Here is a 20,861-nt window from a genome sequence, read left to right as displayed (position 1 = left end):
CACTGTGGTTAGCAAATAGGGCGATTAGTGCCAAATCGAAAGATAGTTGTTTAATTACAAAGTCGCCAAATATTTAACGTTGGCAACAATTAAAAAATGATCTCGAATAAATTCAAAATTGAACTTCTAAAGACGAATTGGATATCTGAAAAAGGTACTCAATCGGATTTATGTGCTCACGGGCAAATGCGAGTGAGTCTAAAGGACTTTCAGCCTATTGTGTTTTTCTTGAGTAAAACATTTCACGACGACATAAATTTATCTTTTATTTGTTTCGCCACACGTAATTTAATATTTTCACTCACGAAATCGGCCTAATAGATTCGCTAACCATTGGTAGTATGTTAATGTTGTTCAGTAAAATTCTCTTTGAACTTTTGAAATTGTCTTTTGTGGGGGCATTAATTGGTTTTTATCATTCATATGATTTTATAATTGCAATTATATTAGCTGTGGTATGCGTAAAAGTATTTATAAAAACACTCAAACAAAAGAGTACTCAAAAATGGGTTTTTATGGCAGGTATGTTTTTATCAGCTATTTTGGGAATATTGGTAGAAAACTGGGGGATTGAAAATAATCATTGGAAGTATCACGATTTAGACGCTGGCAGAACTTTTCCTTATTGGTTACCCTTCGCATGGATGCTTGCTTTTATTTTTCTTTACAAGGTGGAACGAACAATTATTACCTTACAAAAAGTGACCTCTTTAAAAAGAAAGTTTCTGATAGTTTTATTGATTTCGACCTTTTTTCCTGCATTTGGGGAAGTCATTACCATTTATCTGGACGTATGGACGTATAATTGGCCATATCAAGTTTTAGGTGTCCCATTATATGCATTACTACTTTTACCGGTTTTTCATATGACTATTTCTACCGTGCTTATAATTATTTGTCAAAAATTTAATATTCAGGATCCGGTGTTTTCAATTTCAAAAAACAACTCCTAAATTCATTAATCATTATACTTTTTTTGAGAGGATTACACACCGTAGACACATACCACTAAATTGCAACATCGCACATAAAAATGCTTAATTTTAGTAAATAGGAAAATTTTAGTTCTTTTAAACTAATTAACAAACATTGGAAAATTTCGGCTTCAACTCGCAACTTTTCATGTCCAAACCCGGTTAGTTTTAACGCTATGATGACAGTACAATTTTTAAACAGATGACAATAAAATTGAACATATTTATATTTTTCAACGCATTGATGTTATTGATATCTTGTAATGGACAGACCAATAAACAACAAGTTAAAACAGATAACATTGTAAAAGGCGATACTATAACAGAACTTGGAAGCAGTATAATGGTTGTTTATCAAGACAAAAAGAATATTTATTGGTTTGGAAGTTGGGAAACGGGAGTGTATAGATATGATGGAAAGACATTGATTAATTTTACTACCAAGCATGGTTTGCCAAACAATAGAGTTGATGAAATAAAAGAAGATAAATCTGGCAACATATACTTCACCAGTTGCCACCCAAATTCTACGATATCTAAGTTTGACGGAAATACATTTACGATATTAACTGCCATACCCAGTAATGATTGGAAACTTAAATCAACAGATATATGGTTTAAACATGCTTATCAAAATGAGAAAGTATATCGGTATGACGGTATAACTTTAAATGAATTGCAGTTACCTAAACCACCAGACCTCTATACTCCTTTTGAAATCTATAGCATTTATAAAGACAAGAAAGAAAACATTTGGTTTGGTACAAACCCTGTTGGAGTTTGCCGATACGATGGAAAATCGTTTGAATGGATTACAGAAGAAGATGTAACAGAATTTCGCAACGAGGGTGCAAACGGAGTGCGTTCAATTACGGAAGACAAAAATGGCGACTTTTGGTTCAATACCGAATATCGGTATAGTGTTTACGACAGCGCAACCTTAAAAAGCAATAAATTTTACACAAGACACGAAAGCATAGGCGGTTTAGATGGGGAAATGGACAGCGATTTGGACGAGTATCTATCAACAGTAAGAGACAACAATAATAATTTGTGGTTTGTAACCTATCGAAGTGGCGTTTGGAAATATGATGGAACGAAAATTACGCATTATGTAGTTCAAGATAATTCTAAAGACATTACTTTATTCAGCATTTACAAAGACAACAATGGCGACCTTTGGCTTGGAACACACGAAAATGGAGCATTTAAATTTAATGGGACAACATTTGAAAAATTCACCCCATGATGAACAACATAGGAGCTTCTGCTAACAAAACCTATAATCAATGGAGCCCCACGGAACGCTGCTGCTCCTAGCCAAACCGCAAAAAAAACAATGCGAATAGCCCTAACCATATTAATTGGAATACACGGAATTATCCATTTATTCGGATTTTTCAAAGCCTTTGGTATCTCTGAATTTAATGCGATTTCAGAACCTATTTCAAAAACTTATGGAATATTTTGGTTCTTGACATTTCTACTTTTTGCTATTACAATCATTTTAATGCTTGTTCATTCGGACTATTGGTGGTTAAGTGGTTTTTTGGCTGTGATTATTTCGCAGCTGTTGATTTTTAATTATTGGTCTGACGCAAAATTTGGTACAGTAGCCAATTTAATTATTCTATTGGCGACAATAATTGGTTATTCAAGTTTCAACTTTAACCATAAAATAAAAGAAGAAAGAATAAGGCTGTTTGAAAATTCGCAACTCAAAAATCAAGAGATTGTTACCGAAAAAGCAATGCTTGGCTTACCACCAATTGTTCAAACATGGTTGACTAATAGCGGAATAATAGGAAAGAAATTGATTGCAAATGTGCATTTAGTTCAAGAACTACAGCTCAAAATGAAACCCGAACAAACAAGTTGGAACAATGGTACGGCAGAACAATATTTTACTATTCAACCGCCAGCGTTCAATTGGAATATTAATACTGAAATGAATTCAATTTTAAGTGTAGTAGGTAGAGACAAATTTGAAGATGGTAAAGGCGAAATGATAATTAAACTACTATCACTTATTCAAGTTGCAAATGCAAAAAATGACGAAAAGGTAAACCAAGCAACTTTGCAACGATATTTGGCTGAAATCGTTTGGTTTCCTTCAGCGGCTTTAAGTCACTACATAAAATGGGAAACTATTGATGACTATTCTGCCAGAGCCATAATGGAATATAAAGGAACCAAAGGTTCAGGCGAATTTCACTTTGATAAAGACGGGAATTTTGAAAAATTCGTAGCAATGCGCTATCAAAATTCAAATGATACCGAACCTACCGAATGGACTGTGACTGCGACTAAGACCGAAGAAAGGAATGGAATAAAAATACCTGTTGAGTGCATTGCAAGTTGGGAATTGGAGAGTGGTAAATGGACTTGGTTGAAATTAAAAATAACGGACATTCAATATAACGTGAAAGAAATGCCAGTGACCAACTAAGAACTGAGGTGAAAAACAACTAATTTCTTCATTAATTTTTGACATTATTATTCTAGGCTTACAGATTGAAAAAATAGATCTGTAGGCTTTTTTTTTGTTTTAAACACAATCAGTTTTTACTGGAAGTTTTACTCTGAGAAGTACGAGCTTGAAATCTCGAAGTGTGAAAGGCAAGGGCGTGGTGGTTTTTGTAAAACGTTTGGGTGTCAGCTAGTCTATTGATCTAATAAGCGTCTGATACATAGATGATAATAAAATTTTTTTAATATATTTGGGTTAGTGCTTAAGGCGCTATTCTCCCCCTTTTAATTTAAACCCCTGCGTAGCCTGGGACTTGGAATGCTTTAAAATTTTGTTGTAAAAATAAATAAGAATCACAGCTCATATGTGTGAGATAAACGTAATAGTTGTAAGCGAATATGCATTTGTTTACAGTATTGTAATACAACCGTGTAAACAAACTTAATATTAATAACAGGGAAGCTGAAAACTGAACAGAGTAAGCGAAAAAAATAAATTTAAAAAAATGAAACAAATCAAATTTTTAGGGGTCTTAGTTTTTTTCGCATCGATTTTATGTATCGGCTGTAAGGATACGGCTGAACCCCAAGTAACTGCAACTGAAAAAACAGAAATGACAGCTGCCGATAAGGAAACGGCAAAAACAGAAATTTCGAATACCAATACCCAAATCGTTTCAAATTTGAATGCCCTTAATGTTGAGGCTGCAATGCAGGGATATTCTAAGGATGTTACGAGTGTGAGTGTAATGGGTGCGACTTCAGATTATCAAGCTTTGGAAAATGGCTTAAAAGAAGCATTTGGCGGTTTAAATTCATTCTCTCTGACGAAAGTAAGTGAGGATTTTCTATTTATCTCTGATACTTCTGTGCTTTGTACTTGGATAGGAACTGTTGAAGTTGAGCTTAAAACTGGTGAGCGCTTTAAGAATGACGTTCATACTGCAAGTTTACTTTATAGCAAAGTAGACAATGAATGGAAAATTGTGTACGAACACGCTTCTGAAACCCCAGCAAAATCTGTAGCTGTAGAGTAAAAACCTCGAATAAAAAATATACTACTGCCAGCAATGTTTAAAATAATGTGGTAGTTATTGCTGAATGAAAGTCTAGGGCTGTTTTGTTATAGCTAATTTTCCTTCGGAAAAGCCTCGTAAGTAAACCCGCAACTATTTTTATACATAATCGTGGGCAAAAATTAAAAAGAAAGAAAAACTAATATTGCAAACTTTTAATTCTAAAATTATGAATAGATTATCACTTTTATTCGCTTTAATTTTATTGATTTCTTGTAACCAAGAAAAAGTTGACACTGAAAAGGAAGGTCAAAAACTGATGCAATTGAGTAGAGAATGGTCTAAATCTGCTGCAACTAATAATATTGACAAAACAGTAAGTTATTGGTCTGATGATGCCATTTTTATTTCGTCTGGACAACCAACACTTGAAGGAAAACAGAGTATTAAACAAATGGTCGAGGCTATGTCTAAAGTACCTGGTTTTACGATTAGCTGGGAACCAATTAGTGTATCTGTATCAGAAAGTGGAGATATGGCATATATGATTGAAAAAAATACGATGACTATTAACGACTCCATTGGAAATCCGATTATTTCGACAGGTAGAGCAGTTACTATTTGGAAAAAAAATAAAGATGGAGAATGGAAAAATGTAGTAGAAATTGCAGCAGATGATCCGCAATAAGAAGGTTGGCAAAAATGTTTAAAATTATACGGTAGTTACTGCTTAATTAAAGGTTAGGGCTGTTTTGTTATAGCTAATTTTTCTTCGGAAAATCCTTCTATACAGAACCACATTTTATATTATAAGTAAATGTTATGCAACATTTGAAAAAGAAATAGAAACCAACATTCGCTAAAATTATAATCTCTTTCAAAAATTAAAAACCAAATTTTAATAGTATTAAATGCTATTGTGGCCTTTATCCCCATGTTTGTGTGTAATTTGAGCAACCGAACTAAAAAACAAACTGAATGGGAATATTTGGAAATCTATTTAGAAGTAAAAATTTAAAAATGACGGACTCAGATTTTGGAGAAATTAAGAGTTTTAGTACTAGCGGAAATGATGTTGGTTGGCAAGTAAATAAAAGATTTTTGAATTCTGATATTGAAATTTTAATCGCAGGAGATAAAGATGGAATATCTGAAAATCAAAAACGGATTTTAATCAATGCACTTAATAACGAAACGGTAATAAAATCTGAATCGGAAAAAGCACTTAAAGAACAATTTGAAAACGCGGAAATGGAATTTGTGTCCATTGAAGAGCATTTCGAGCTCACAGGAATATCGGTGCGCGATGAAGGATTTGAAATGGCTTTTCAGGAAAAGGAAGGACAAAACTACTTTTTCAATGTTCATTTTGAGAAGAATAAACAGGTTGGAGTTTCGATAGATGGGTAATTTAAACGTAGAAAATTATCTCGGAATTTATAAAACGAGAAAGAAAATGCAAGATTGGCAATAATTTAAAAAGAGGAATTTCATCAAATTCTAGGCAACCATTTGTAACATATATACGTCTTTATACATAGGGATACCCTCTAAATTTAGCACCAATCAAAAACACCTCTATGTATTCAAATCAAAAAGTCGGTAGAATTGCTGGCGTATTATTATTGTTCATTTTTATTTCAGGCGTCGTAATATTTCAATTTTTACAAGGCTCTGTGCTTTTTTCAGACAATTATCTTACAACCGCATCCGAAAACTCAACTCAAATCATAGGTTCAGTTGTACTCGGAATTTTTAGCGGAATAGCAACTATAGTTGTTGCAACAATGCTGTTACCGATTTTTAAAAGATATAGTATAAGCTTAGCATATTTATACCTTGCACTTTGCATTCTAAATTTTATCACCCTTATGATTGATAATGTTAGTGTGATATCTATGTTAGAATTAAGTAAAGAATTTGTGATAAATGGAAATGAAAGTTCTTCGAAAATATTAGAGACTCTCGTATATCAAAAACATTGGTGGACACACTATCTTTATCTATTAATTTCTTGCTTTCCAGTTTTTGTTTTGTACTACATATTGTACGTATCTAAGCTTGTCCCAAGAATAATTACCATTTTTGGAATAATAGCAATAGTTCTTATGTTCATTGAAGAATTATTTTCAATTTTCGGACATAGTATAAGTATGAATATGCTTCTGCCCACAGGATTAATTCAACTAATTCTTCCGCTTTGGCTAATAATAAAAGGGTTAAATTCCTCAACAATAGAAACTGAAATTAACAAACAAAATTTGTAACCGGAAAACGGCACACAATATAAAAGCATAATTGCTCTATTTTGGGCTTAATCAAAGGTTGTTGCAAGTTTATTACGTCTGCTTTTCCTTCGGAAAATCCTCGTAAGTAAACACGCAACTTTCCATATCCTATTGTTAGGCACAATCTAAAAAATACATTTGAGAATTAAATCACATCTGCAAATTTTAATAATTTTAAGCTTATTATTTGGATGCAAGAATGATATTAAATCTGTCAGTTTTGAACTAACTTCTTCAGAAAAAGAATACAGAAAGGACAGTATAATAATGTCTAATATTTCTAATTTTCTCAGAAATAATCAAAGTTCAATCGTCAGGAATTATCACTTTCTATGTGATCCTTCTAGAATTCGTTCTTTAGGGGACTATAATGTAAACCATAAAATTGAAAACATAAATATTAGAATCGGAAAAAAAACTGTGCGGATTTCTCCAATACCTAGTTCCTTCAAAATATCTGATGGACCTTTGGCGGAATACCGAATAGAAAATGATAGTTTAGGTAAGTTTACAAGTTATTTCATTGATCTCGATTTAAAAAGTGACTTGAAAATATCTGATTATAAGGCAACTTTGAGATTTATGAAAGACAGTAACGGAATTGAAAAAGTATCTTTCAAAAAAGTAATTAGTGCAACTGAAAATTATTTGATTGAAGAAAAACTGAGGAAAAATTGGTAGTAACGAAGCATAACCGCAATTTACTCGTACTTATATATTTTAATTATAGGTGCTCGTGAATCTCGCTCGCTCGCTTTGCTTCGCCAGTTCGCTGCGCTCGTGTCGCCATTTCGACTATGTCCGAATCCACCCCGCCAGAAAGACTTTGTCGGGCAGGTCGTAATTGTTACCGTCGATGCTTATCCTGAAAAATAGTAACTTTAATCCCGTAACTGACGGTTATGAGGGACCGTTGGCACCAATTAATTCAAAAACAAATAAGATGAAAGTTACTGCTGAAAAAAATGAAAAAGTCGCTAATATGATATTTGCATCTATTTATCCACTTTACCTGAATAGATTGGTGAAAAACGGAAGAACCAAGGAAGAACTAAACCAAGTAATAGAATGGTTAACTGGATTTGATGAAGGTAAATTACAAGCATTTATTGAAGAGAAAGTAACTTTTAGAACATTTTTTCAAAAAGCTAAAATACATCCTAACGCACACTTGATTAAAGGAGTGGTTTGTGGTTATCGAATTGAAGAAATAGAGGATGAATTTGAATTGTATAAACAATGCAGACGTATGGAAAAGCTCATTGATGAATTGGCGAAAGGTAGAAAGATGGAAAAGATTTTAAGGCAATAATCAAAATTGGAATTATGGCAACAACAAAGACAACTTACACTGGGGAAAATGTAACAGATTTCATAAACTCATATGTTGACAATGAGCAGAAAAAAGCTGACAGTTTTCGTTTAATCGAATTGATGCAGGAATGGTCTAGTGCTGAACCTAAAATGTGGGGACCGACAATTATCGGATTCGACAACTACCATTACAAATATGCTAGCGGACATGAAGGCGATGCGCCAGTTCTTGGATTTTCACCTAGAAAAGCAGCATTCTCGCTCTACGTTTATTCTGATACGGAAAGAAGTAAATTATTATTAGCCGAACTCGGTAAATTCAAAATGGGGAAAGCCTGTATTTATGTAAAAAAACTTTCTGACATCAATATTTCGGTTTTAAAAGAACTCTGCATAGAATCAATTAAATACATTAACGAGAATCACGAATGTTCTTGCAGAATAAAACAAACCAATTAACGAAAGAAAGAAAAATTGGTGCTGACTACGTATTTAAAAAAATGTTTATTTTAGGCTAAACACAAGGCTGTTGCACGTTTACTACGTTTAATTTTTCTTCGGAAAATCCTCGCGCGCAAACACGCAACTATTTATTTACAAGCACGTTAGAGGTGATTTAAAAAAGGAATAGGATTGATAAAAATATATAGATATCAGAAAATAGTTCAATTGACAATTGGAACAGTATGGTTAATCGGAATTTACCTCTTTGTGGATTCTGATATTATTCTAATTGGAATGTTAGCCTTTATTCTTTTTATCGGAATTGCACAAAATGCAAAATTGTTGACTAATATTAAAAAGAACGACGGATTATACATTTTTGAGACTTACTCAATTATAACGCAAAAAGAAGAATTCAGGATTCCTGAATCACAACTTATTGATATACTTTATAACCAAAATTCAATATTTAAATCTCACAATCTGACATTTAAATATAATGGAACTAATGGTACTGTAAGCAAAAAACTATATCTCAACGCTGAACCTTGGAGTGATTTAACCTCTGAATTAAACCGAATGAAAAAAACTATTGGCAACACAACATAACCGCAATAGTTTCGCCAGTTCGCGGCGCTCGTGTTGGATGATTACACTGGGTCTGAATCCACCCCGCTAGAAATATTTTGTTGGACTAGTCGCAATTGCTACCGTCAATGCTTATCCTGAAAAATAGTAACATTAATCCCGTTACTGACGGTTATACGGGCCGTTAGCTTTTATTTAAAAAAATGAATCCAAAATCTGTAATGATATATAGATTTTCCCTACTCATATTCTAATTATATTTTACAATTATTGAAAATATAATTAATAACTACAGAGTTTAAAGTCCCTAAAAAACTAACTTCCTAAAATGAAATATTTATCTCTAAATATTACCGCAAAAATCAGTCTTTTCTTTATTTGTGGTCTTTTCATTTCTTGGTCGGTTGCTATAAATCCAAAGGATACTACCCAACTCTTAGATTTAATTATTGATGCTGATACAGCAAATGAAGTTGATGATGTATATGCCATTGTTAGAGCCATATTAGAACCTAAATTCAATTTATTAGCTATAAGTTCGGCTCAATTCCATACCTCTCCATTGGCTTCGGAAAACACAGTTAATGAAAGCCAACAAATTAATGAAGAAATTATTCGATTAATGAATGTGAAAGGAATTTCACTTCCGTTGGGAAGCAACACTCCTTTAAACGAGTATGGCCAAGCTGTTTCTTCCGAAGCTTCTCGTTTTATTATTGAAGCAGCACATAAAATGAAAAGCAATCAAAAATTAAATGTCGTTATTTTAGGCTCATGCACTAATGTAGCTTCTGCCATTTTAGAAGATCCTTCAATAATTCCTAAAATAAAAGTGCATTATCTTGGTTTTTGGCATACTCCAGCTACAAATGTTTATAATAAAAAAGAACTCAATTCAGGAAATGACCCTATTGCCGTAGAAGTTTTATTGAATACTAAAATGCTTGACCTTAATGTAATGACGGCTACAACTAGTCAAAAATTAGTATTTACAAAACAAGAAGTAGATATGCATTTAAAAAACAAAGAAGGCATTGCTAGTTATTTAATAAATAGGTGGGAAACGTATGATCGTTGGTGGACTAAAGATGACCCAGAAAAGGAAAAATGGACTATGTGGGATGTTGCAATTATTGAAGCTTTAGCACAACCAGAATTCTCTACAGTAGAATATTTTTTAACTCCTCCTGAAAATACGCAACGTAAAATAGGCATACACACAAATATAGATGCAGATAAAATGACCAAGGATTTTTGGAGTATATTAAACAACTTATAACCAGCTATTTTTATGTTTATTGACCAACAAACGCCTTTAGAAGAAATAAGAAAACTACTGCAAAAAATTGGTTTCTTTAATAATGAAAGTGAATACATATTCAAAGTAAGCAAACCTGGCGAAGGCAATATGAATGTGGTGTTGCGTATTGAAACTAATTTACGTTCGTTTATTTTAAAACAATCTCGCCCATTTGTTCAAAAATATAAAAATATAGAAGCTCCAATAAATCGTATTGGTGTCGAATATCAATTTTACAAGACTATTTCAAATAATGAGCTACTAAACAAACACTTCCCTAAAGTCTTAAAATATAATCCTGAAAATTACTTATTGATTTTAGAAGATTTAGGTGACTGTGAAGACATGACTAGTTTATATAAGTGTGATGATATTGGATTAAGCCAACTGGAATTACTGATTACTATTGCTGCCCATATTCATAATTCAAAAGCGCCTAAAGCTTACCCAAAAAATAAAGAGTTACGTGCATTGAACTATCAACATATTTTTGAACTTCCCTTTATAACAAATAATGGTTTTTCTTTAAATGACATCCAACCAGGGTTAGAAGCACTTTCTACACCCTACAAAAAAGACGCACTATTGAAAGAAAAAATTAAAGAAATAGGAAGTAAATATTTATCTGATGGAACAACTTTATTGCACGGTGATTATTACCCTGGTAGTTGGGTTACAAAAAACAATCATATTTATATTATCGACCCAGAATTTAGCTTTTTAGGTTTTCCTGAGTTTGATCTTGGTGTACTTGCCGCTCATTCTATTTTAATACAACAAAACAAAATGGTTTTTTCCATCATTGCGGAAAAATACCCCAAAGACATAGATACTGAACTCTTAGCTCAAATAACGGGTATTGAAATTATGCGCAGATTGATTGGTTTAGCACAATTAGATGTTTCATTATCTATAAAAGAAAAAGAAAGCCTATTGCAGTTAGCATATAATTTGATAATGAATCAACCTAATAATACTACAATAAAAAATGAAAGCTAACAATGTGGTAAAATAAATTGAAACGCATTTTACACTTATCATTAGCATACATTAAAAATATTAGAAATGAATAATGAATTAATAATTGATTACGCAAGTAAGGGAACTCGTTTTGGAAACAATTTTATTGATACGATAGGATTCTACTTTGTTATTTTTTTGAATGCAATGGTTCTTGATGGCTGGTTTGGAATAATGCCTGAAGATGGTTCTGATTGGTTCATATTATATTTTTTTGTCCTATACGTCTTGTATCATTTGCTTTTTGAATATGCTTTTGGCAAAACACCAGGAAAATTTATAACAGGGACTAAGGTTATTGACTATAATGGGAATAAACCAGATTTCAAGACTTTACTTATTCGCAATCTTTGCAGATTGATTCCATTTGATGCGCTCTCTTTTTTATTATCGGATAGAGGTTGGCACGATTCAATTTCTAAGACTTATGTTATAAATACATAAAAACGTATGCAAACAATGGCTAAAGCAAATAGGGCAGTAAGTGCTGAATCCATAGTGTCATAACCGAACAGTTGTATTACATTTAAAAAAAACTAATCGTGAAAATAAAACTGACAATTCTATTAATTTTGATTTCAATCGGTATATCCTTTGCACAAAACGAAAAACCGATTAGAGAACCTTTTACTCTAGAATTAGCGGTTGATAGCATTAATTATTATAAGCAAGAAATCCAAAAATCACCATATTTTGTTAAAGACAACATACTTCAAATTTTCCCTTCAGAAAAAATAAATATCGAAGTAGAAATTGAAAATGATAGTATAATATCAATGAAAACGGTTGAGAAAATTGAATTTCCTAAAAAAACGATTACAATTGATTTTAAACAAAAAGTTAAAGACAGAAAAAGCGAAATGATGATGCTGACTGTGAAAAATCCCTTTGATAAAACTATGACTTATGATGCACGTATGTTTATTGTGGGACGTGACGAATTATTATCGACAAGTATAATACCGATTTTACCAAATCTTACTAATTATGAGATGTGGAACGATGTGATTATTACGCTGATACTAGATAATTGGAATTGGACAGCGGAATAAAACGTTTTACAACAAACAAATAAGGTAAAAAAACTAATTTCTTTATTAGTTTTAGACATCGGCTTTGGCTTGCTAGTGGTTTGAAAGGCATAATTATATAAAATAATAATAAATATAAATTACAGCGCATATGTGTGTGATATGCGTAATAGTTATGGGATATATATGCATGTTGTAAGTAATTTGACCAAACCAAGAAAAATAGAACTGAATAAATTTACCGAACTAGTAACGGAAAGAAAAAATGGCTGACGGAAGTTTGTCGCAGTTTAAAGCGACTTTAGCAAGAAAGATAGAACGAAATCAAAAAAGACAAGCAAGGTCAGACAGAAATAGTACAAGCTATAAAAGTTCTGATGTTAAAGCTGAATTCGATTTCCCAAAACTATCGGAATCTGAATTGGAGAAAGTAAAAAGTGACATTCGAAAAAAATTTAAGTCTGACAAGAAAAAAGAACTGATAAAGATTATAATCATTTTTGTTATTCTGACTTCAGTTATCTTGTATTTGATTTAAATAAAAAACTACTTACAACAAAGCATAACTGCAATTACGGCGGATTCGACTGCGTCCGAATCCACGCGTAATTGCTACCGTCGGTCTTTAGCCGACAAACGTTAATTTAACCCGTAACTGACGGTTATACGAGTCGTAATCCATTAAAAATAGAACGTGAAGGAATTTTTAATAAAAATAAGTCTGCTTGAACATTTGACAACCGAAATTGAAATTCAGAAAAGTGAATTTATTTCAAATTTCAAGAAGCACGTAGATGAAGGAGGTACAGGAATTTTTTCTGATACTTTTGATGTTTTTTCGTCAAGCAAGAATGAATACAAAGGACAAGTTGGATATGACCTATTCAAGATAAAAAGAAGAAGAAAATTGTTTGACACACATATGAACTTCGCAGTAGCAACTGGAACTTATAGACAGAAAAGTGAAAAGTTAGTAATTGAGACTGAAATCAATGGATTTAGTGGAATGATGATTCCCTTTTATTTATTCGTAATTGTCTTTTATACCATCTTTATTGGAGCATTTTTTATGGCTGATAATTTTGAAGGAAATGGAGCTGGATTTGCCCTACCATTTATTTTTATTCACGCTGCATTTATGTTTGGAATACCATACTTTATAATGAGGAGAAGCACCAGGAGAATGAAGCACGACTTAGATCGTGAATTTTATTATATGACAAAAAAATAACGGCTTACAATAAGGTTATAGTGCATACCCTTCGGAATACGCACGATGCACATAACCGTAACTTACAAGCAGAAAAAAATGATTGAAACAGAATTGAAAACAGAAAACAATACAAAAGGCATAAAGCTGTATTCCTCCAAAGCAATAGGTGGAGCAACATTTTTAGGAGGACCGCTTGCTGCAGGATATTTAATTGGAGAGAATTATAAAGCAATAGATAAACCTACTGAAGGTCGAAATGCTTTGATACTAGGAGTAGTTTCTACGGTAGTCCTTTTTGGCGGGCTATTTATGATTCCTGAAAATATAATTGACAAAATTCCTCAACAAATTATACCACTTATCTACACCGGAATTATTTGGGGAATCGTGGAGTGGAAACAAGGCGATATTCTTAAAGCTCATAAAGAAAATAATAATACATTTTTTTCTGGTTGGAGAACGGCTGGAATAGGATTTATTGCGTTAATAATTCTCGGAATTGGAATATTTGGCTATGCATATCTCTCCACAGATAACGAATTATATGATAAATATGACACAGAATTTGATCGATTTTCAAAAAACGAAAATGAAACTTTAGTCTTTTACGATAATTTAAATACGGGAACCAAGTATTCATTACTTAAAGAATTGGATGAAAAAACGATTCCAAAATGGAAGGAAAATATTGAGATTATTAATAAAACAAATCATTTCGAAGATTTACCTTCCGAACTAATTAAACAAAACGAAATTTTATTAAAATATTCTGAACTTAGAATTCAAGCATTTGAGTTATTCAGAAAGGCAATTAAAGAGGATACAGATATATATGCCGAACAATTGGAGCAAATACATATGCAGATTGATAGCGAACTTAAAAAACTGAATTGATAAAAACCAGCAGTTAACACATCGCCAACTTGGAATCCCGAAGTTTCGGGACTGCAGATTTTAAAAACCAGTTTATATCTGGAGAGGTTCGTGCCGATACACGTTACAGCTCATGAAAATAAGCGTTGCAAACAATTTAAAAACAAAATAAAAAAATGAAAAAAACCACATTACTAATCGGAATAATGACTCTGCTAATAAACTTCAATGCGGTATCCCAAAATGAATCAATCGAATTCGGATTAAAAGCAGGGTTGAATTATTCCAGTTTAATTATCGATGCTAATATTCCGGCAGAAGCAAATTCCAAAATTGGATTTCATCTTGGCGGATTTTTAAGTATTGAGTTAACAGATAATTTAAGGCTAAAACCTGAATTACTTTTTTCTACACAAAATGCGGAAATAGAATATTCCGAAAATATTAATATAGGCGATCCAAATAACCCTTCTTTTGGGAACAGCTTTAAAGCGGAGATTAAAGAAAGCTTAATTCTAGTGCCAATTATGATTGATTATTATTTGAACGACAACTTTGATCTGGAAATTGGGCCGCAACTTGGATATGTTGTTAACCAAGATGTATCAGATAATGACGATGATTTTAATTTTGGAAATGGAGATTATGACAAATTCGAAATTGCTATGAATGTAGGTGCGGGTTATAGTTTCAAAGAAAATTTCAGAATTGGAATTAGATATAACTACGGAATTACTGAAAGAGATAACAACAGAAGTTCAGTTCTTCAACTTGGATTGAGTTATACGCTGTAAAAAAAAATGTTAGCTATAATACATAACCTCAATTTACTCGTACTTGAATATTTTAATTATAAGTACTCGTGAATCTCGCTCGCTCGATTAGCGTTGATAGTTCGCCGTGCTCGTGTCGGCAAATTGGACTGCTCTTGAATCCACTCCGCCAGTAAGACTTTGTTGGGCTGGTATCAATTTCTAATATCTGTGCTTATCCGAAGAAGAGTAACTTTAATCCTGTAACTGACAGTTATACGGGACCATTGTGCATAATGTAAAAACGATGATAAAGAAAATTTATTTAAGTTTAATTTTATTTGAAACTCTTGCTCTTTTTTTCTTAATCAACGGAATTCAAAGGTTGTATTTAGCATCTCAAGGAGAAAAATTTAATGCGATAATGAATGATGATTTGGATAAATATTATTCATTAACATCCTTAAAAGCAAGTGAGTTTTTTATTGTTCGTGGTTATTGGACTTTTGGAGCTTTTATTCTTGGAATTCTAATCATTGGAATAATAAACTGGAAAAACAAAATCAATATTATAAATTCCATATTGACATTTGTAATTGTATTTTCTCTCTTTCCTAGCGGAGTTTTTGTGAAAGGATTATTAAATAATTATCTGAATTATTTTTCTGGATTGTTTAGTGAAAATTATAGCATTTCATTTCTAATTGGCGGAAGTATTTTATCATTAATTGGATTAACTATTTTGTGGAGAGCTACGCACGCAAAAAGAAATACTATGCACAGCTGAAAACCGAACAAATGAAACAACTTCTGATTTTAATATTTATATTTTCAAATTTGTCGAGTTGCGGCCGAAATAAGTCTGAGAAAACTCAATCTGAAATTAGCGCAGAAACGGAAAATAATGATATCGAAATTGCAAAAAAGCAAGATGTAATTTACAACTATTGGGAATTAATACTCGACACAATTTCTGACCAAAAAAAATTCAAAATTCACAACAAAAAGCATAAATTGGAATTGAAAACTTTTAGTTTAAATGACAGTTTAATAGTTAGAAATTTAAGTCAAGGAAAAGAACAAGTATATTTAGATCATTCTCATACAATGGTAACCGATTTTAAACTTTGGACCGACTCAATTGTTAACCAAAAGAGAATTGACAGAACTGACTTTAAAAAAGCACTGATTCCCGAATTTTACGCAGAATGCAACCTTTTCTCAACCGAAATTGATAGCATTGTAGGTAACACCATTTACTTGACATCGGATTTGGTTGTTCCTGATACGGACAATCAATGGAGAGTTTGGTATTCAATTACAATAAATAAAAGCCAACTTGGAAATTTAGAAATTAAAGAAGCTGATTACGTCGGAATGTAAAAACCGTTTGGGAACAATGTTTAAAAATAATTGTTCAATTTTGGGCTTAAGCAAAGGTCGTTGCAATTTTACTACGTCTGATTTTCCTTCGGAAAATCCGGCACACAAACACGCAGTTTTCCATACATAACAACGATGTATGCAATTAAAACGGACATTGTTCCATTAGATTAATTCTGAAAATCTTCCAAACCCCATTTATCTAAGCTTCTTAAAATATCCTCAAGCGATTTCCCTCTAGTGCTTAAACTGTATTCCACTTTAGGTGGAACTACAGGATAAACTTTTCTAGAAATAAGGCCATCTTTTTCTAAATCTCTTACTGTTTGGGTAAACATTTTATTTGAAATCCCTAGAATTTTCTTTTGTAATATTCCTGAACGCAAATCGCCTTCCAATAAATGAAATAGAATTAAAGGTTTCCATTTAGTGCCTATTAAATTCATTGTGTAGTGTAATGGACAACTGTTATCTTTATTCAAAATATCAACTTTATATTATTGATTATCATAATTTTACTCGTTTTGGTAACTATACTACTTTTTAGTAAGTTATTGCCGATTAGGCAAATATAGTTTAATTTTGCATTTTAAAATATAACTCATGACAACAAATAAAAATTATCCAAAATCATTTTCGCATATCGGATTAACAGTCCCGAATATAAAAGAAGCAGTAAAATTCTATTCAGAAATAATGGGCTGGTATATAATTATGAAGCCTTCAAAGGTTAAAAAGGAAAAGGAAACTGCAATTGGACAAATGTGCATTGATGTTTTTGGAGAGGATTGGGAGGAATTCGAAATTGCTCATTTATCAACTTCAGACGGCATTGGAATTGAATTATTTTCTTTTCCGAATGGAATTAAAGAAGCGCCAGAATTTAATCCTTTCAATACGGGTCTATTTCATTTTTGTGTACAAGACCCAAATATTGAAGAACTCATTGATAAAATACTGTTTTATGGAGGAAAACAAAGAATGCCAATCCGGGAATACTATCCGAATAACAAGCCTTTCAAAATGTGCTATGTTGAAGATCCATTTGGAATTGTATTCGAAATCTACACACATAGTTATGAGCTGACATATTCTTCAGGCGCTTATTCAAAATAAAAACCATTACTTTGTTTTGCAAAGCAATGATCTCTCTAACAAATAACCTAGATTTAACTAAGCGAAAAATATAAACTAACGGCTTTGCATTGCTCCGAAACGCACTTGGTCGCTTCTTCGCTGAACAACAAAACGCCTACTTTAATAATCTTTTAGCCGCTTCTTGGGTTGCTTCAAAATGTGCTTTGTTTTTCATATAAAAATTGGCGTAAATGGTTTCGTAGGTTTCAGAATTACAAGAATATTTATATTTAAACGCGATATAAAATCTATTTCCACCTGTTCCATATTGTCCGGTTAGAATAGCCTTTGTTTCTTTCTGACCATAATTGCAAGTTCCATTTTGGGGAATGTTCATTTTTATAAACATTTGGTTGTCTTGGGTAAAAAATTCTATTGAAGAATAGGTATAACTGGTGGTTCCCGTAATATTAAAAGAATAAGATGGGTCTTGAAAGTTGATTCTAGCAGATCTAATACCTTTGTTCAATGCCGTCGCCAAATCATCTACATTGTTAAATTTATACTCGGAGTTATCTGTGGTAGATGCAGTGGTAGAGGTCGTTACAGTGCTTTCTGGTATTTGTAAATTTTCTTCGGCTACTTCCCAAACATATCTTATTCCCGCATAATCTCCACTTCTAATTAGAAAATAAATATTGTAACCACGATATTCAAAATCGAAAACTTCTTGCGTGCCTTCGTGAGACATGATTGCTATTTTCCCATTAGAAATTTTATAATCGTATCTCGTTTTGGTGGCTTCATTCTCTCCTTTTTTGTAGTAATATACTTTTCCACTGGGTGAAAAAGCCATATAAGTACCTTGATATTCTTTCGGAACAGTATAAAATTGAGTTTTAGACTCATACCTGCGAAGAAACCACTTGTTTTTGCATATTTTTTCTATCGTTTCTTTTTCAGTTAATGTTTGAGCATCTATGTTTTGGCTGCTCATAGTAAATAAAATCAACAAAAAAGTGACCAATATATTTCTCATTATTTTAAGTTTTTAAAATTGCATCAGTAATTAGTTCTTGTTTGTACAAAAGAGATATGTATATAATCAATTAAACTATAAGCAGAATATTAGTTAATATTCAATCAAAGTTACAACAAAATCTAATCTGGTTAACATAAATACTAGTTGCGACACAATGATTTTTACCTTTATTTTAAAAAAATAATATTCTTAAAAAATATTCTATTTTTACCTAAACCGAAACTTATAGAAACCTTAGTATAATCAGATATCGCACGCTCTTCATATACTAACCGTCAGCCATAATTAAACCAAAAAATGAACGAATTAGCTAATATTGGAAAAAATAGAACAATACTAATTTCAATAAGTATTTTGTTAGTTTCCATTCACACAATATATTTTTATCATTCCGTAAGATCAGAAATTGAGTCACTAAAGCTTATCCAACAAATAATAAGATTTTCATTGACTATCGCACTTTTAATAATGGTTTATAAAGGAAAGAATTGGGCGAAAGTTGTTTCAATAGTTTTATTTTCAATTGCGCTTTTAGGTGCATTAGTTGGTTTAGGAACTTTAGATACACCCATCGTAAATAAAGTCCCTTTATTAGTTATGACTTCTGTCTATTCAATGGCTATTTATCATTTTGGTTTTGCTAAAAGCTTTAAAGCGTTTTTTAAATTTCAAAATGGAGAAACTACAGAATCAATTTCAGATTCTAAAGAAATAATGGAATCTGAAAAGTTTTGGAAAATTATTGAGATTACAAAATCTGAAAGCTCTGGAGATTATGAAAAACAACAAGCTCAACTTGAAAAAGAATTGCTGAAACTTACAGCAAACGAAGTTTTGGAATTTGACAATACCTTTAGAACATTAAGAGGAGAAATTTATAATTGGGATTTTTGGGCTGCTGCATATATAATAAATGGAGGATGCTCTGATGACTGTTTCTCTGATTTTCGAGGGTGGTTAATTGGGCAAGGCAAATCCATATTTGAAAGTGCAATTCAAAATATTGAAACACTTGCAGAACTCAATGAAACAAATGGTGGCGATTGGGAAGGTTTGAGTTATGTGCCAACGAATGTTTATGAAAAAAAGACTGGAAATGATATGCCCCTGGGAATTCAAGAGAATTTTGAAATTACTGGAGAAGAATGGGAAGAAGACGAAAACGATTTAAAAAGTAAGTTTTCAAAACTATGGGCGAAATTTAGAACGGAATAAAAAGTTGTTAGTTATAGCTAGAACAATAGTTAGTTGCGCGTTTACTAGTTGTTGATTTTCCAGCTGAAAACTCTCGCACAGCATTCCGCACTATTTTTAAAAATAAACGTTAGCAAAACATTACAGAAAAACACTAATTATGAATAAAGTTATTACTATTATTTTTAGTTTCATTTCAATTTTTTATTCCTGTTCACAGGAGTCACAAAAGGAGAGTCTAATTTTTACTGGAAATTCAATTGAAGATGCAATCGAATTTGAAACAAGTATTAATTCAAAAATTGGAGAAAATTATGCGACGATAGTATTATCTCCTGAACTTTATCCATTTGTAGATAAATACGAACTAAATAATCCAAAACAAATTTCAAGAGTTTTACCTATAAACCTACCTGCCAATGTTGAATATTACTATGATAAAAATTCTCGAGAAATAAAGTATACCTCTTATAAATGGGATTTTTTAAACAAGGTTGACGATAATACCCTCTTTGACAAGAAAAAACTGCAAGAATTAGTTGAAAAAGAATGTGGTGAACTCGAAACTTATTCTAAATTATTTTCAGAATTGGAAAAAATAATTAGTGATAGGTACGCTGAAGGAAAAAAATCTGTTTTAGAAAACAAACCAAAAAACAAATTAATAGAGTGGGAAAATGAACGTTCAATAGGAATTTTAAAATTAGAATTTCAAGATTGTAGTGTTAATGAAAATTTACTGCCTGGGTGGTTTATTGTTAGTTATATAGAGTATTCAAAATGATAATTTGACAATTTTAATACAGATGAAACTTTTACAATTAATTAAAATCGTTTGCCAACAATGACTATAAGTAGCTGTGTGTTCTCTCAAATTTTTAAC

26 protein-coding genes are annotated in these 20,861 nt (G+C 31.9%); 24 read left to right on the top strand and 2 right to left on the bottom strand.

From position 1 onward, the window contains the following. Positions 1-377 precede the first annotated feature (377 nt). From AC3RVF_RS04655 to AC3RVF_RS04555, 21 genes are all read left to right on the top strand, one after another. A complete protein-coding gene (locus tag AC3RVF_RS04655; RefSeq protein WP_489692888.1) occupies positions 378-953 on the top strand; it encodes a hypothetical protein in 576 nt (191 codons plus the stop codon). 223 nt (positions 954-1,176) lie between these two features. Further along, entirely contained in the window at positions 1,177-2,223 is a 1,047-nt protein-coding gene (locus AC3RVF_RS04650; RefSeq protein ID WP_489692887.1) for a ligand-binding sensor domain-containing protein, read from the top strand. Positions 2,224-2,313: 90 nt separating this feature from the next. Further along, positions 2,314-3,423 (top strand): DUF6920 family protein, encoded by a 1,110-nt coding sequence (locus AC3RVF_RS04645; RefSeq protein ID WP_489692886.1) that lies wholly within the window; start codon positions 2,314-2,316, stop codon positions 3,421-3,423. Between the two features lie 526 nt (positions 3,424-3,949). After that, positions 3,950-4,480: a YybH family protein gene (locus AC3RVF_RS04640; protein ID WP_489692885.1), complete on the top strand. Its 531-nt coding sequence runs from the start codon at positions 3,950-3,952 to the stop codon at positions 4,478-4,480. Positions 4,481-4,688: 208 nt separating this feature from the next. Next, on the top strand, positions 4,689-5,147 hold the full coding sequence (locus AC3RVF_RS04635) for a YybH family protein (RefSeq protein ID WP_489692884.1): 459 nt from the start codon (positions 4,689-4,691) through the stop codon (positions 5,145-5,147). A 332-nt stretch (positions 5,148-5,479) separates the two neighbouring features. Beyond that, a complete protein-coding gene (locus AC3RVF_RS04630) occupies positions 5,480-5,869 on the top strand; it encodes a hypothetical protein (RefSeq protein WP_489692883.1) in 390 nt (129 codons plus the stop codon). Between the two features lie 170 nt (positions 5,870-6,039). Beyond that, positions 6,040-6,726 carry a DUF4386 domain-containing protein gene (locus AC3RVF_RS04625; RefSeq protein WP_489692882.1) on the top strand — a complete coding sequence of 229 codons (687 nt, stop codon included), beginning with the start codon at positions 6,040-6,042 and terminating at the stop codon, positions 6,724-6,726. 159 nt (positions 6,727-6,885) lie between these two features. Continuing rightward, complete coding sequence (locus AC3RVF_RS04620; RefSeq protein WP_489692881.1) at positions 6,886-7,428, top strand: hypothetical protein; 543 nt, start codon at positions 6,886-6,888, stop codon at positions 7,426-7,428. A gap of 262 nt (positions 7,429-7,690) precedes the next feature. Further along, positions 7,691-8,059, top strand: coding sequence for a DUF2200 domain-containing protein (locus tag AC3RVF_RS04615; protein WP_489692880.1), 369 nt, complete (start codon positions 7,691-7,693; stop codon positions 8,057-8,059). A gap of 14 nt (positions 8,060-8,073) precedes the next feature. Next, a complete protein-coding gene (locus AC3RVF_RS04610) occupies positions 8,074-8,520 on the top strand; it encodes a DUF1801 domain-containing protein (RefSeq protein ID WP_489692879.1) in 447 nt (148 codons plus the stop codon). A gap of 210 nt (positions 8,521-8,730) precedes the next feature. Then, positions 8,731-9,114, top strand: a complete 384-nt coding sequence (locus AC3RVF_RS04605; protein ID WP_489692878.1) for a hypothetical protein — start codon at positions 8,731-8,733, stop codon at positions 9,112-9,114. A 307-nt stretch (positions 9,115-9,421) separates the two neighbouring features. Then, a complete protein-coding gene (locus tag AC3RVF_RS04600) occupies positions 9,422-10,372 on the top strand; it encodes a nucleoside hydrolase (RefSeq protein ID WP_489692877.1) in 951 nt (316 codons plus the stop codon). A 12-nt stretch (positions 10,373-10,384) separates the two neighbouring features. Continuing rightward, complete coding sequence (locus AC3RVF_RS04595; protein WP_489692876.1) at positions 10,385-11,392, top strand: phosphotransferase; 1,008 nt, start codon at positions 10,385-10,387, stop codon at positions 11,390-11,392. Between the two features lie 66 nt (positions 11,393-11,458). After that, positions 11,459-11,857 (top strand): RDD family protein, encoded by a 399-nt coding sequence (locus tag AC3RVF_RS04590; protein ID WP_489692875.1) that lies wholly within the window; start codon positions 11,459-11,461, stop codon positions 11,855-11,857. A gap of 98 nt (positions 11,858-11,955) precedes the next feature. Next, the gene (locus tag AC3RVF_RS04585; protein WP_489692874.1) at positions 11,956-12,465 is read left to right on the top strand and encodes a hypothetical protein; all 510 of its coding nucleotides are present in this window, start codon (positions 11,956-11,958) and stop codon (positions 12,463-12,465) included. A gap of 244 nt (positions 12,466-12,709) precedes the next feature. After that, positions 12,710-12,982 (top strand): hypothetical protein, encoded by a 273-nt coding sequence (locus AC3RVF_RS04580; protein WP_489692873.1) that lies wholly within the window; start codon positions 12,710-12,712, stop codon positions 12,980-12,982. A 156-nt stretch (positions 12,983-13,138) separates the two neighbouring features. After that, complete coding sequence (locus AC3RVF_RS04575; protein ID WP_489692872.1) at positions 13,139-13,675, top strand: hypothetical protein; 537 nt, start codon at positions 13,139-13,141, stop codon at positions 13,673-13,675. Positions 13,676-13,753: 78 nt separating this feature from the next. Beyond that, positions 13,754-14,551, top strand: coding sequence for a hypothetical protein (locus AC3RVF_RS04570; RefSeq protein ID WP_489692871.1), 798 nt, complete (start codon positions 13,754-13,756; stop codon positions 14,549-14,551). A 155-nt stretch (positions 14,552-14,706) separates the two neighbouring features. Continuing rightward, positions 14,707-15,324, top strand: a complete 618-nt coding sequence (locus AC3RVF_RS04565; RefSeq protein WP_489692870.1) for a porin family protein — start codon at positions 14,707-14,709, stop codon at positions 15,322-15,324. A gap of 265 nt (positions 15,325-15,589) precedes the next feature. Next, complete coding sequence (locus tag AC3RVF_RS04560; protein WP_489692869.1) at positions 15,590-16,069, top strand: hypothetical protein; 480 nt, start codon at positions 15,590-15,592, stop codon at positions 16,067-16,069. An 11-nt stretch (positions 16,070-16,080) separates the two neighbouring features. Then, positions 16,081-16,665, top strand: coding sequence for a hypothetical protein (locus AC3RVF_RS04555; RefSeq protein WP_489692868.1), 585 nt, complete (start codon positions 16,081-16,083; stop codon positions 16,663-16,665). 170 nt (positions 16,666-16,835) lie between these two features. Here the strand turns inward: AC3RVF_RS04555 and AC3RVF_RS04550 are convergent, their stop codons facing one another. Then, positions 16,836-17,111 carry a winged helix-turn-helix transcriptional regulator gene (locus tag AC3RVF_RS04550; RefSeq protein WP_489692964.1) on the bottom strand — a complete coding sequence of 92 codons (276 nt, stop codon included), beginning with the start codon at positions 17,109-17,111 and terminating at the stop codon, positions 16,836-16,838. Positions 17,112-17,268: 157 nt separating this feature from the next. Between AC3RVF_RS04550 and AC3RVF_RS04545 the strand changes: the two genes are divergently transcribed. Then, entirely contained in the window at positions 17,269-17,781 is a 513-nt protein-coding gene (locus tag AC3RVF_RS04545; RefSeq protein WP_489690887.1) for a VOC family protein, read from the top strand. A 136-nt stretch (positions 17,782-17,917) separates the two neighbouring features. Here the strand turns inward: AC3RVF_RS04545 and AC3RVF_RS04540 are convergent, their stop codons facing one another. Continuing rightward, a complete protein-coding gene (locus AC3RVF_RS04540; RefSeq protein WP_489692867.1) occupies positions 17,918-18,781 on the bottom strand; it encodes a hypothetical protein in 864 nt (287 codons plus the stop codon). Between the two features lie 300 nt (positions 18,782-19,081). Here AC3RVF_RS04540 and AC3RVF_RS04535 point away from each other — a divergent pair, with 300 nt between their 5' ends. After that, positions 19,082-19,999, top strand: a complete 918-nt coding sequence (locus AC3RVF_RS04535; RefSeq protein ID WP_489690889.1) for a DUF4240 domain-containing protein — start codon at positions 19,082-19,084, stop codon at positions 19,997-19,999. 139 nt (positions 20,000-20,138) lie between these two features. Continuing rightward, positions 20,139-20,762, top strand: a complete 624-nt coding sequence (locus AC3RVF_RS04530) for a hypothetical protein (RefSeq protein ID WP_489690890.1) — start codon at positions 20,139-20,141, stop codon at positions 20,760-20,762. Positions 20,763-20,861: the final 99 nt, after the last annotated feature.

Source organism: Aequorivita sp. IT1183 (assembly GCF_058068265.1).
Note: the sequence above shows the minus strand (reverse complement) of the source record. Positions and strands in the feature narration are given on the sequence as shown.

Coding starts and splice junctions, on each gene's coding strand:
- AC3RVF_RS04650 (WP_489692887.1), top strand. CDS start 1,177: ATGACAATAAAATTGAACATATTTATATTTTTCAACGCATTGATGTTA.
- AC3RVF_RS04645 (WP_489692886.1), top strand. CDS start 2,314: ATGCGAATAGCCCTAACCATATTAATTGGAATACACGGAATTATCCAT.
- AC3RVF_RS04640 (WP_489692885.1), top strand. CDS start 3,950: ATGAAACAAATCAAATTTTTAGGGGTCTTAGTTTTTTTCGCATCGATT.
- AC3RVF_RS04635 (WP_489692884.1), top strand. CDS start 4,689: ATGAATAGATTATCACTTTTATTCGCTTTAATTTTATTGATTTCTTGT.
- AC3RVF_RS04630 (WP_489692883.1), top strand. CDS start 5,480: ATGACGGACTCAGATTTTGGAGAAATTAAGAGTTTTAGTACTAGCGGA.
- AC3RVF_RS04625 (WP_489692882.1), top strand. CDS start 6,040: ATGTATTCAAATCAAAAAGTCGGTAGAATTGCTGGCGTATTATTATTG.
- AC3RVF_RS04615 (WP_489692880.1), top strand. CDS start 7,691: ATGAAAGTTACTGCTGAAAAAAATGAAAAAGTCGCTAATATGATATTT.
- AC3RVF_RS04610 (WP_489692879.1), top strand. CDS start 8,074: ATGGCAACAACAAAGACAACTTACACTGGGGAAAATGTAACAGATTTC.
- AC3RVF_RS04600 (WP_489692877.1), top strand. CDS start 9,422: ATGAAATATTTATCTCTAAATATTACCGCAAAAATCAGTCTTTTCTTT.
- AC3RVF_RS04595 (WP_489692876.1), top strand. CDS start 10,385: ATGTTTATTGACCAACAAACGCCTTTAGAAGAAATAAGAAAACTACTG.
- AC3RVF_RS04590 (WP_489692875.1), top strand. CDS start 11,459: ATGAATAATGAATTAATAATTGATTACGCAAGTAAGGGAACTCGTTTT.
- AC3RVF_RS04580 (WP_489692873.1), top strand. CDS start 12,710: ATGGCTGACGGAAGTTTGTCGCAGTTTAAAGCGACTTTAGCAAGAAAG.
- AC3RVF_RS04570 (WP_489692871.1), top strand. CDS start 13,754: ATGATTGAAACAGAATTGAAAACAGAAAACAATACAAAAGGCATAAAG.
- AC3RVF_RS04565 (WP_489692870.1), top strand. CDS start 14,707: ATGAAAAAAACCACATTACTAATCGGAATAATGACTCTGCTAATAAAC.
- AC3RVF_RS04560 (WP_489692869.1), top strand. CDS start 15,590: ATGATAAAGAAAATTTATTTAAGTTTAATTTTATTTGAAACTCTTGCT.
- AC3RVF_RS04555 (WP_489692868.1), top strand. CDS start 16,081: ATGAAACAACTTCTGATTTTAATATTTATATTTTCAAATTTGTCGAGT.
- AC3RVF_RS04550 (WP_489692964.1), bottom strand. CDS start 17,111: ATGAATTTAATAGGCACTAAATGGAAACCTTTAATTCTATTTCATTTA.
- AC3RVF_RS04545 (WP_489690887.1), top strand. CDS start 17,269: ATGACAACAAATAAAAATTATCCAAAATCATTTTCGCATATCGGATTA.
- AC3RVF_RS04540 (WP_489692867.1), bottom strand. CDS start 18,781: ATGAGAAATATATTGGTCACTTTTTTGTTGATTTTATTTACTATGAGC.
- AC3RVF_RS04535 (WP_489690889.1), top strand. CDS start 19,082: ATGAACGAATTAGCTAATATTGGAAAAAATAGAACAATACTAATTTCA.
- AC3RVF_RS04530 (WP_489690890.1), top strand. CDS start 20,139: ATGAATAAAGTTATTACTATTATTTTTAGTTTCATTTCAATTTTTTAT.